Source organism: Rhizobium sp. No.120, assembly GCF_054558365.1.
This window is the reverse complement of the sequence record NZ_BAAJNQ010000036.1, coordinates 1-11,139: the sequence shown is the minus strand read 5'-3', so window position 1 is coordinate 11,139 and position 11,139 is coordinate 1. Positions and strand designations below refer to the sequence as shown.

Sequence of the window (11,139 nt, the reverse complement as noted above, 5' to 3'; positions counted from 1 at the left end):
AAGAGTTTGAAATAAAGCAATTTTGGAGATGGCCGAAAACTAGTTATGGATATTGTCATTCAAATGCATTACCATTATGCTAAATATGGAGACAGCTATGGCTGCAAACGCACTTGTCCAAACACGTATCGATGCTGACGTTCGCGATCGTGCTTCGGCCGTTCTTGAGAGCATGGGCCTAACGGTATCGGACGCGGTTCGAATCCTACTTACCCGGACGGCTAATGAGGGTGCGCTGCCACTTGAGCTTTTCTCGAGCAGTGAAGTTCACGATGCTTGGTTTCGGGCCAAGGTACTGGAAGCGCTAAACGACACTCGGCCCGACATTTCGGATGATGAAGTCGAGGCCCATTTCGCAAAGCGCCGAGCGAGAGCGCAGCTCAAAGCGGGTGGCCGCAAATCGTGAAGCTGACATGGTCTGCGTTCGCCCTATCGGATCGTGACGCTATATTCACCTACATTGAGGCAGACAATCCTTCAGCCGCTGTCGTGATCGATGAGCGGATTATGGCTGCCACTCGCCGCTTGATCGACTTTCCCGAAAGCGGCCGCGTTGGGAGAATTGCTGGGACGCGCGAACTGGTGATCAACGGAACGCCCTATATCGCGGCATATGTCGTTACGGAGACAGCAGTTCGTGTCCTTCGCGTCCTTCATGGTTCGCAAGAATGGCCAGAGACCTTGCCAAATAGTTGAGTTCGTAGCTCGACGCGCATCCTCTACATCCTCTGCGATAATCGCCGCGGTTCCGCGTTGTCGCTAGTTGTCGATCAAGTAGCTTAAGCTTAATGCACGGAAGTATCGGGCCAGCGGTTCCAATCCCTTCAACAGCAAAAGAATTCAGTTACGGGTCGAATTCCCGGTCACTCAGCTCGACTTTGCGACTGGAGGCTGTTGAGGCGCGATAGAAGGGATAATCCTGCCTTTGACGATAAGGTAGATTGTTCCCATGGCGATCCCGCCAACGATTAAGTTTGCCAATACGAATAGCAAGGGTGCAAGCGCGGAAACTGCTCCTGCATCGCCACGTCCAATCATCCGAATTGCCGAAGTTGCGAGTGCGGTCGCTCCAAAGGTCACTCCCCAGTATGAGGGTGCAAATGGCTGCTTCAAGATCCAGGGAAGGAGGCGCGTGAGAAGCAATGCCTGAAGTACGGCATACCCCAGCATCGCATGAGAGATGATGTCGGGTGCTCCCGTTGTGACGCCCATATATGCAGCGCAGCCGACGGCGGGCGGAGCAAGCTGGATGCCGAGGTCGGTCGCAGTGGAACCGCCAATTCTTGAGACGTGAGCATGCGGTTCAAAAGAACCGACTCGATCGCCAGCCACGAGAAGAAACCTGCTCCGAAGGCAAGCTGGCCCCAATCGGCATGACCAACGGCGCTGGCGGCTATAGCGGTTGTGAATGATCCGGCAACAATGGGGAGATAGAGAACAGCGGTGGTCGTCGCGGGATCTCGCGCACCCTGCCACAGACTACCGGTCCGCCAGACGGCGAAAAGAACTGTGAACAGTGCCCCTGCAATAAAAAGAACCCACGCGATCCTGACCCTGTAGGGAAGCAGGACGATGGCGATCAGCATAGTGGAGACGCCCGCCAGCCCTATGAAACAACATTGGACGGGATGCTCTGCTTCTGCCCGGGCCCGCTCAGCCGCGAAGATCCATTTCAGCGCATAGAGACCGGTCACGATCATCCAGACCGCAAGCGCCGCAAAACCGATTGCTTCACCGAAAATCGGCGGAAGCTGCCAGACACTGACGGCCGAACGCCGGCTATTGCTGAGCCCGGCGAGGCCGAAGACGATGCCGAAAAAGGCAGCTGGGATCAGTGGCAGACGGGGTGAAGTTGCGGGGTTCTTGTTACTGATCATTAGCGGTCTCATTGTGAATTTTTGCCACGGTTATCAAAAGGTCATATCGAGAATTTCAAGTGCACCCGGGACAATCCCACGGGCTCGTTAGCCTTGTCATTTAGGATTCCGACCGTAGTACTGGCGCTCGCCACGCAGTGAGCGCCAGTACTTGAAAAGGCCCAAGACTTGACGCTTCCAAAAGGGGCGATCCGCTCGGCATCGATGCAGGCCAGATCGTGGGAGCCGCCTTCGTAGATTTCAACTCGCATGCTTGCGTTTGCACTCTGGTTGGCGTCGCCGGCACAAGTTGCTCGCGGTCGACGACGCCTCACTCGAAACGGAAATCCGAAAGGTCCACCGAGACAATCAGCGGTTCCACCATCGGGGTGTTGTCCGGTTTTCGAGGAAAGATGCGCATTTTGGTTGGAAGAGATATTCCCGACGCCTTGACGTAATCCGTCAGATAACGGGCGGCGGCATTCCGGCCTTGGATATCGACTTCATAGTCGTGCCGCACCAGGAGTCCCACCGAATTAAAGTAGAATGTCTGCTCGGCGCTATGGGTGGCGATGTCATCTGGAAAGCGAACGTGCAGTCGACGCCATGTCTCCCCATTTTCCTGCCAGGGCTCGATCTCGTCAGCGATCACGCCCGGCCGTTTAAGGATGAAGGGTGAGGTGAGATAGGTCCACATGGTATATCCGGCAAAATACGCTACTTGCGGACTGCTCCAGTGCGTTTCCATCTCGTTACCTTCGAAGGATTTCCTCGGATGGAGGAGTTCTTCGACGACGGCTCCAGCCGGCGTCTCGATCGTCACACGGCCTGGCGTGAAGACAGAACGATATTCGGTCGGGGCGAACGGCCAGTGCGAAACCCGCTCATCCTTCAAATCCACGCAAACCTTGCAATCCTCAAGCACCGTGGGTTTTCCCTTCAGACCCCAGAGTATACCGCCCTGACGCAGCGTCGCCGTCAACGATGAGAAGGCATTGAAACGGTCGAGACCGCCGTGGGCCTGGATGGCAAAATTGACGAGATCGGTCATGATATCTTCCTATTAGTTACGTGCTTGAATGCTACGACGGCTGCCTCCGCGATCGCGACATCCTGATCGATGGTTCCGCCGCTGATGCCGACGGCGCCCATAAAGTTTTGCCCCGATCGCACCGGAAGTCCTCCGCCGACAATGACGTACCTGCCGCCGGCCACGCTGTTGACGCCGAAGAGAGGCTCTCCCGGCTGGATCATTGGGACGAAAGTCGACGATGGTGCCTGAAACGCGCGTGCGGTGTGCGCTTTCCCAAGGGCGAGGTCGAAGCCTCCAGCCCATGCACCATCCATCCGGGTGACGGCGACGAGGTCGCCACCCTGATCGAGGATTGTAATAGTCGCCTTGACGCCGAGTTCGCCGGCGCGGGTCTCGGCGGCTGCGATCATTGTTCGCGCAACTCCCAGTTCTAGCAGAGCCATGTCTTACCGGAGCTCAATATTGGAGATGTCGATGGAGACGACCAAAGGCTCGGCAAGGCTGCTTCCATCCGGCTGACGGGGGAAAATGCGACGTTCGGTTGGAAACTTGATGCCCTGCACCTCGATATAGCCGCCGATATAGTGCGCTCCCGGCGTGTTGCCCGCGATTTCGACGTCATAGTCGTGCCGTTTCAAAAGACCCGTCTCGTCCACATAGAGTGTCTGGATGGTGCTGTGGGTCGCGATGGTGCGCGGGAACGCCACCCTTAGCCGACGCCAGGTTTCGCCATTCTCCCGCCAATCACCAACGTCCTCAGCCGCGACACCCGGTTCCGCGAGCAGGAAAGGGATGTTGAAATAGGTCCACATGGCTAGCCCCGCGAAATAGGCGAGCTGCGGCTCCGACCATGGTGTCTCCAAGCTGTGTCCAGCAAAGGAGCTGCGAGGATCAGCAAGTTCCTCCAGAAGCTTGTCCGACGCATTCTTTAGCGTCACATTCTGTGGTTCAAAGCGGCTGATTTTCCCCTCAGGCCCGAACGGTGTATGGGAGGCCCATTCTTGACCGAGGCCGACTGTGACGTTCGTCTCGTCGAGCTTACCGCCGTGACCCTTCAGTTCCCAGAGCGCACCACCTTGTTTTAAGTGGGCGCTCAGGGTTGAAAACGTCCTCCATCTGTCGAGGCCGCCATGGGCATCGATGATCGTCTTTGCTAGAGTATTCATAGTGTTTTCCTTTGAATTCGATTTGTCACGCGTCGAGGAACGTCTTCACATGCGCGACGAAGGTATGGGGATATTGAAAGAGGGCGCCGTGTCCTGAATCCGGATAGATGATCAGGGTAGCGTTGCTCATCGCCGTGAACATCTCGTAGGCGTTGATCGAGGGAAACATAGTGTCGTCGCTGCCATGGACGATTAGCGTCGGCTGCTTGATTGCCTTCAGTAGCGCGTGATCTTCATCCTGTTCGGCACACCATGCGATGATCGATTTCGCCTGCGGCTCGCTTACGTCCTCGCCGCTGTCGGGGTCGCGATCATTCGTCCTGGCCAGCGCCCGGTCAACGAAAGCCTCGCCGGCTTTTTGGCTTGCCTTCGATAGTGTAAAAAACAGCGGCAGCCGCACGTCACGGGCATTCTTGGCGAAAGCCTCCTCAACCACCTCCAGCAGATGCTCTTCGCCACCTCTCGGTGCACTTCCTGCGATGACAATCTTACGGACTTTGATTCTGGAGCGCGACGCCATGATCTGGGCAAGAAATCCCCCAAGCGAGAAGCCAAGAAGATCGACCTCGCCGAAGCCGAGGGATGCGATGAAGCTTTCGGCATCCGTCGATTGTTGCTCGACATTGCCGGGAACGATGCCGGAAGAGGCGCCAACACCTGCATTGTCGAAGACGATAATGGGCCGGTCGACTGCCAGCGCGTTGACGACCGCCGGGTCCCAGGAGTCCATCGTTCCGGTGAAGTGCTGCAGCAGGATCAGCGGTGCTCCGGCATCCGGGCCTAGCCGGCGGTAAGCGAATCGGATGCCGCCTGCTTCGAGATATTTCGTAGGTGCGGTTTCGAGGGAAACAGTCATGTCACTTTCCTTCAGCGACTTGGGAGGATTGGTAACGGGCGGCGACGGTGCGACGGGACAGGTTTGGCGCCATGGAAAGACGTGCCTCCTGCATGGCGGTCCAAGGGGCGTCGTCGGCGAGGGAAGGAATGGTTACGGGCTCGCGGCGATCGAAACCGAGAAGCGCCGCGTCAACGAGGTCATCGACTTCCATTAACATCTCCAGCGGGAAGGAATCGATGTCCTTTCCGGAGCGCTCCCACAGTTCCGTCCTTGTCGCGCCCGGCAGGACAGCTTGGGTGTATATGCCCTGCGTTGCATATTGCGCAGTCATCGACTGGCTGAGATTCAGCAGGAAAGCTTTCGAACCGCTATAGACGCCGTCAAAGCGCTCCGGGGCGAGAGCCAGTACAGAAGAAATATTAATCACTGCGCCGTGCCCGTTCTTCACGAAGGTTTTGCTCGCTGCGGCTGCCAGACGGGCTGGCGCGGTAATATTCAGCGCAATGATCCTGGAAATGTCGGTCCCGCTGTTTTCGAGCAGGCTGCCATTCAGCGACATGCCGGCGTTGTTGACCAGGAGCGATATGTCTTCGTTCGCAAGCCTGGTTTCTACCCGATCGAGATCATCATCATTTGTAAGGTCGGCCACGAGGATTTCGATCTTCGATCCCGTCCCTTTCAGCCGATCGGCCAGTGCGTCCATCCTCGCCCGATCACGGGCAATCAGGACGAGATCACAGCCGCGATGCGCGAGCCTATCGGCATAGACAGCACCGATGCCGCTGGACGCTCCTGTTATCAGAGCCGTGCCATTTGCTGCATTCATTGATTTCTCCGTTTAGTCTTTTAGGGTTCGAAGGTGCAGCAAGGCGCCTGCGGGTCTCGGAGAAACCAGCCGCTGCACCTATAGTCAAAAGCTTGGTTGTCCGGCCGAGCTAGCGGTTGACGTCGATCAGGGTTCGCCCGCGGCTTTGACCCGCCAGCATGTTGCTGGCGATTTTGTCACCGGGTCTAAAGCCTCGATCGACGGAATTCTCTACGGTTCCGGCAAAGTCGATCTCCGGGATGAGCGGAAACTTCTGAATGATGTTCTGGCCCGCCAGTGCGACGGCGTCCTTGTAGTTCACCGTCGACCATTCGACAGCTACGGCAACCTCGCCTGCGGTCAGGAATTCATCCTGCATCGTCTCTACGGCGGCAGTCACTTTGTTGTAGTTCTGCCTTGCAACAAATGCTTGAAAAGACACTCTGCGCTTCCTAGCTCATGGGACACGCGACGATGTAAGCGGATCCGGAAGTCATTGAAAGAATGCACAATTACAGCCTATACTATCATGGATGTAAGTAAGATGCTGAGAGGCGGCCATAGATGAGACCCAAGCGTTTGGAGCCGAAGAGCGGCTGTGCGGCCGAGCTGACGATGGCAGTGATCGGCGGACTTTGGAAACCTACGATCCTTGTCAACCTGCTGATGGGAAAGAAGCGGTTTATGGAATTGTGCCGTCTTATACCGGACGCCACACATCGTGTTTTAACGCTGCAGTTGCGTGAACTAGAGGCGGATGGATTGATCACGCGGCGCGTCTTTCCCGAGGTTCCGCCCCGGGTGGAATACGAAGTGACAGAGTTGGCGCGATCGGTGGCGCCGATTTTAGGAAGTTTACGCGACTGGGGAAACGCATTTCGAGACAATCAGCAGAAGCTCCCGGAACTCGAACCCTATTGTCCGGCAGAAGATGTAGCGACGGCCGCTTCGGCGGCAGGCTCCATTTGATTCTTGCTATAAGCAAGCTGGAGGCCCGAGTGGTACACCGATCGAGAGCTTACCTCCAATGAATTGGTAAGACCGATTATTCTCACGGGACTCCGATCGGGCAACCCAAGTTAGATCCCAGTTCCGATGCGACTGTCGCGCCTATATCGTTCTCAGTGAACTGAACGCAAGATCATGAAGCTTCGCATCCGATTGCGCGGCTTAGCTCACCTGGTTTTTTATACGGATCAACGTGTTATCACTAAGATGGCACACGGATCGTCGGTTCGCATCCCTTCACATCAACGGATTCGATCTTGTTGGCTGTGGGCCGTGATCATTAAATGTGGCATTGCAGTCGAATGCGCTGAAATCAACTGGAAGATCTAGGCGGTCAAAATTCTGGGGAGGGAGAGCAGTTGCCGTGGCGTATCACTCTGCCGCCGCCGCGGCGGCAAGGCATCCATCGATGATCCCTCTGATTTCCGCACGACAGGAGCCGCAATTGGTTCCGGCGTTCGTTGTCACGCCGACAGCTTCGACGCTGTGGCAGCCATTGCGGATAGCGGAGACGATACTGTTGACGCCAACCGAAAAGCAGGAGCAGACGGTGGCGCCTGGGTCCGGCTGATCAGAGCCCGGACGACCGGCAACGATGAGGAAGCGCTTGCGCAGATCGGAATGGACGGCGGCGAGTTGAGCAGCTGCCCAACTGCGGGATACGGCGACAGGATTACGGGCAAGGAAGAATGCGGCAAGCAGGCGTCCGCCGTCGAAGAAAGCAAGCCTCATATCGCCAGTATCGTGATCGGCGTATCCGAGCGGCTCGATTTCGATCGGGAGCGCAAATGCGCGGCGACACCATGAGATCCAATCATCGACGAGGTCGGTCGCCTTGAACGCCAATTCTATCCGCCAGCCGCCGTCAGTTCGCCCAAGCGCCCAATAGGCGGCGTCGGCCGCCGGCTTGGCGGTGCATACGGCAAACCCGTACAGCGCTGCGTCGAAGGAGCGGGCCGTGACGGCGGTGTTTTTCGATGCCGGCTGACCGGAGACGGGATCGGTGACAGGCGGGACCAGCGCATCGATGCGGGCTTTGGCGGCGAACTGGTCGTTCCAGTGCATCGGCACGAAAATGCTGCCGCGCGCCTGGCGTTCGGTGATCAAGGCCCGGACAACCACGCTGCCATGCGGGCTTCCGACCTCCACCAAGCCGGCACTGCGAATACCCAGTTCCATTGCGTCGCGTGGATGAATTTCCACGAACGGTTCGGCTAAGTGGCCAGAAAGCCGCGCGCTCTTGCCGGTGCGCGTCATCGTGTGCCACTGGTCGCGGATGCGGCCGGTATTGAGCGTCAAACCAAAGCGTCCATTCGTGCGGGACGTTTCCGGCGCCTGCATTGTCATGAACCGCGCCTTGCCGTCCGGATGGTAGAAATCGCCATCGGCAAAGAAGCGTATCCGGGTCGGACCCTCTCTGGAAACCGGCCATTGGAAAGGGGCCAGATCCTGGTAGGCTTCGCCGCCTATCCCCGAGAAGGCGCCGATATCGAAATCTCTGGCTCCCTTGTTTTCGAAAGCGGAGAGCGCCGCGTGCTCGCGGAAAATGTCCGCAGGCGAGCGATAATCGAAGCCTTGGAATCCCATGCGCCGGCCGACTTCCGCCATCTGCCACCAGTCCGCTTTTGCCTCGCCGGGCGCAGGAAGAAAGCGGCGCTGCCTGGAAATGCACCGTTCCGAATTGGTGACCGCGCCGTCCTTTTCGCCCCAGCCGAGGGAGGGCAGCAGGACATGAGCATGGCGCGTCGTATCCGTCTCACGCAGGATATCGGAGACGACGACGAAGGGACAGGCTGTTATGGCTGCCGCAACTGCATCGGCGTCGGGCATCGAGACGACCGGGTTGGTCGCCATGATCCAGAGCGCCGTGATCCGCCCATCAGCGACGGCTCGAAACATGTCGACCGCCTTTAGGCCCGGCCTTTCGGCGATGCCTGGCGATCCCCAGAAGCGCTGTACCCGATCCCGGTCCTGCGGGTCTTCGATGGCCATGTGCGCGGCGAGCATATTTGCAAGGCCACCGACCTCGCGCCCACCCATGGCGTTCGGCTGCCCCGTCAGAGAAAAAGGTCCCATCCCGGGGCGACCGATGCGGCCCGTCGCGAGATGGCAATTGATGATGGCGTTGACCTTGTCGGTTCCAGAAGCCGATTGATTGACGCCCTGGCTGTAACAGGTGACGGTCTTTTCCACCGTCTCGAACAGCCGGAAGAAGGTGCGCAATTGCTCTGCCGCCAAGCCGCTGTGTTCCATCACGTCGTTGAAGGAAAGACTTGCCGCTGCGGCGACCGAATTCTCAAAACCCGTCGTATGGGCGGCGATGTAAGTTCGGTCGAGCGCATTGCTTTCAGCAAGGTGAGCAAGTAGGCCCATGAATAGCGCGACATCGCCATCGGGGCGGATCGCAAGGTGCAAATCGGCGATATCGCAGGTCATCGTCCGGCGGGGATCGATGACGACAATCTTCATAGAAGGCCGAGCCGATTTGGCGGCTGCGAGCCGCTGGTAAAGGACGGGATGACACCACGCGAGGTTCGACCCCGTGAGAATGACGAGATCCGCAAGCTCGAGGTCTTCGTAGGTGCCGGGTACCGTGTCCGAGCCGAAGGCGCGACGATGGCCGGCTACCGAGGACGACATGCAGAGCCGCGAATTGGTGTCGATATTGCCGGATCCGATGAAGCCCTTCATCAGCTTGTTGGCGACATAATAATCCTCCGTCAGCAACTGGCCGGAGACGTAGAAAGCGACCGAGTCCGGGCCATGCTCGGCGATCGTCTCACTGAGGCGTCGCGCCACGAGATCGAGCGCCTCGTCCCAGCTTGCCCTTTGGCCGGCAATTTCCGGATGGAGCAGGCGGCCGTCGAGATCGATCGTTTCCGCAAGGGCGGAGCCTTTTGAGCACAGACGCCCGAAATTGGCCGGATGGTCGGGATCGCCTTTGACGGAAACCTTGCCGGTATCATCGACCTCGGCGATGATACCGCAGCCAACGCCGCAATAGGGGCAGGTGGTTTTGGTTTCAACGGACATGGGCGGGGTCCATGAAACTCAAAGGGCGTGGCGAAACACCCCCCTCCGTCAGCTTTGCTGACATCTCCGCCACAAGGAAGGAGATCAGCGGGAGTGTGAGATTGCCCCCGCGCTGCGAAAATGATGACCCGGCCTGCAGGGGCACCATATGATCTCTGCCCTTGTGGAGGGGATGTCCCGAAGGGGCAGAGGGGGGTATTCTCCCTGATAACCTCATCCTCACTCCGCCGCCATCATCAGGCTTTCGAGCGCGATGAAGAGAGCGCCATCGTCGTTGCGGATGGGAATGGTTCGCACCGCGCCCTGGTCAGCGCCAAGCGCCTTGCCGGTTTCGAGCGAGATCACCCAGTTGTGCAGCGGGCAGGTGACGGCCGTACCGTGCACGATGCCCTGGGAGAGCGGTCCGCCCTTATGCGGGCAGTGATCCTCGATGGCGAAAACCTCGTTTTCCGCCGTGCGAAACACTGCGATCTTGCCCTGCGGAGTTTTTACGCAGCGAGCACCCCGCAGCGGAATGTCGGAGATATCGCCGATCGGGTGCCAGCCTTCCTTCGACCAGTTCATGTCCATCTCCTCACTCTGCGGCCTGCGGGAAGCCGATTGTCGCCATCGGCCGGAATTCATGCTTGTCCTTGCCGGAAACGCGTTCCGACCAGGGATCGACCTGTGCGAATTTCTGGCTGAAAACGAAGCGCTCGTAATAGGCCTTGCGCTTCTCGTGGTCCTGCATGATCTGGCGGCGGATCTCGTCAAAGCCGATGCGCTTGGCCCATTTATAGATCCGTTCGAGATAGCGGCCCTGCTCCCGGTACATTTGTGTCAGCGCCACGATATGTTCGAGCGCTTCATCCTCGCTTTTGACGAGGCCAAGGACCTCCGTGCCCTTGATGTCGAGACCGGCGGCACCTGCGAAATGAATCTCGAAACCCGAGTCCACACAGATGACGCCGATATCCTTGCAGGTCGCCTCTGCACAGTTTCTCGGACATCCGGAAACCGCCATCTTGAGCTTTGCCGGCGTCCAGGAGCCCCACATGAATTTCTCGATGCGGATGCCGAGGCCGGTGGAATCCTGCGTGCCGAAGCGGCACCAGTCCGAGCCGACGCAGGTCTTCACGGTGCGCAAACCCTTTGCATAGGCCTGGCCGGAAATGAAGCCCGCCTTGCCGAGATCGGCCCAGACGCCTGGTAGGTCTTCCTTTTCGACGCCGAGAAGATCGATGCGCTGGCCCCCGGTGACCTTCACCATCGGAATCGCGAACTTATCGACCACGTCGGCAATGGCGCGCAGCTCCTTGGAGCTGGTCACGCCACCCCACATGCGTGGAACGACCGAATAGGTCCCGTCCTTCTGGATGTTGGCGTGAACGCGTTCATTGATGAAACGCGACTGATAATCG

Annotated in this window: 11 protein-coding genes and 2 pseudogenes; 3 read left to right on the top strand and 10 right to left on the bottom strand. The window is 58.2% G+C overall.

Annotation, left to right across the window (positions count from 1 at the left end):
- The first annotated feature begins 97 nt into the window (after positions 1–97).
- A complete protein-coding gene (locus tag ACYJRZ_RS31650; RefSeq protein WP_459465453.1) occupies positions 98–406 on the top strand; it encodes a type II toxin-antitoxin system RelB/DinJ family antitoxin in 309 nt (102 codons plus the stop codon).
- Positions 403–696, top strand: a complete 294-nt coding sequence (locus ACYJRZ_RS31645; RefSeq protein WP_459465451.1) for a type II toxin-antitoxin system RelE/ParE family toxin — start codon at positions 403–405, stop codon at positions 694–696. The genes ACYJRZ_RS31650 and ACYJRZ_RS31645 overlap by 4 nt, the downstream gene beginning before the upstream one ends.
- A gap of 171 nt (positions 697–867) precedes the next feature.
- Here ACYJRZ_RS31645 and tehA read toward each other — a convergent pair.
- The 7 genes and pseudogenes from tehA to ACYJRZ_RS31610 all read right to left on the bottom strand — a co-directional run bounded on the left by tehA (position 868) and on the right by ACYJRZ_RS31610 (position 6,140).
- Positions 868–1,877: pseudogene (gene tehA / locus ACYJRZ_RS31640) on the bottom strand (dicarboxylate transporter/tellurite-resistance protein TehA).
- Positions 1,878–2,187: 310 nt separating this feature from the next.
- Positions 2,188–2,907 (bottom strand): hypothetical protein, encoded by a 720-nt coding sequence (locus ACYJRZ_RS31635; RefSeq protein ID WP_459465449.1) that lies wholly within the window; start codon positions 2,905–2,907, stop codon positions 2,188–2,190.
- On the bottom strand, positions 2,904–3,332 hold the full coding sequence (locus ACYJRZ_RS31630) for a GlcG/HbpS family heme-binding protein (protein ID WP_459465448.1): 429 nt from the start codon (positions 3,330–3,332) through the stop codon (positions 2,904–2,906). The genes ACYJRZ_RS31635 and ACYJRZ_RS31630 overlap by 4 nt, the downstream gene beginning before the upstream one ends.
- 3 nt (positions 3,333–3,335) lie before the next feature.
- On the bottom strand, positions 3,336–4,055 hold the full coding sequence (locus ACYJRZ_RS31625; protein WP_459465446.1) for a hypothetical protein: 720 nt from the start codon (positions 4,053–4,055) through the stop codon (positions 3,336–3,338).
- A 25-nt stretch (positions 4,056–4,080) separates the two neighbouring features.
- A complete protein-coding gene (locus tag ACYJRZ_RS31620; RefSeq protein WP_459465444.1) occupies positions 4,081–4,911 on the bottom strand; it encodes an alpha/beta fold hydrolase in 831 nt (276 codons plus the stop codon).
- Between the two features lies 1 nt (position 4,912).
- Positions 4,913–5,719: an SDR family NAD(P)-dependent oxidoreductase gene (locus tag ACYJRZ_RS31615; RefSeq protein WP_459465442.1), complete on the bottom strand. Its 807-nt coding sequence runs from the start codon at positions 5,717–5,719 to the stop codon at positions 4,913–4,915.
- A 109-nt stretch (positions 5,720–5,828) separates the two neighbouring features.
- A complete protein-coding gene (locus ACYJRZ_RS31610; RefSeq protein ID WP_459465440.1) occupies positions 5,829–6,140 on the bottom strand; it encodes an alcohol dehydrogenase catalytic domain-containing protein in 312 nt (103 codons plus the stop codon).
- 122 nt (positions 6,141–6,262) lie between these two features.
- Here ACYJRZ_RS31610 and ACYJRZ_RS31605 point away from each other — a divergent pair, with 122 nt between their 5' ends.
- A complete protein-coding gene (locus ACYJRZ_RS31605; RefSeq protein ID WP_459465438.1) occupies positions 6,263–6,667 on the top strand; it encodes a winged helix-turn-helix transcriptional regulator in 405 nt (134 codons plus the stop codon).
- Positions 6,668–7,078: 411 nt separating this feature from the next.
- Here ACYJRZ_RS31605 and ACYJRZ_RS31600 read toward each other — a convergent pair whose 3' ends face one another.
- From ACYJRZ_RS31600 to ACYJRZ_RS31590, 3 genes and pseudogenes are all read right to left on the bottom strand, one after another.
- Positions 7,079–9,739, bottom strand: a complete 2,661-nt coding sequence (locus tag ACYJRZ_RS31600; protein WP_459465436.1) for a nitrate reductase — start codon at positions 9,737–9,739, stop codon at positions 7,079–7,081.
- A 219-nt stretch (positions 9,740–9,958) separates the two neighbouring features.
- Positions 9,959–10,309, bottom strand: a complete 351-nt coding sequence (gene nirD, locus ACYJRZ_RS31595) for a nitrite reductase small subunit NirD (RefSeq protein ID WP_459465435.1) — start codon at positions 10,307–10,309, stop codon at positions 9,959–9,961.
- Positions 10,310–10,313: 4 nt separating this feature from the next.
- Positions 10,314–11,139: pseudogene (locus ACYJRZ_RS31590) on the bottom strand (nitrite reductase large subunit); the annotation flags it as partial.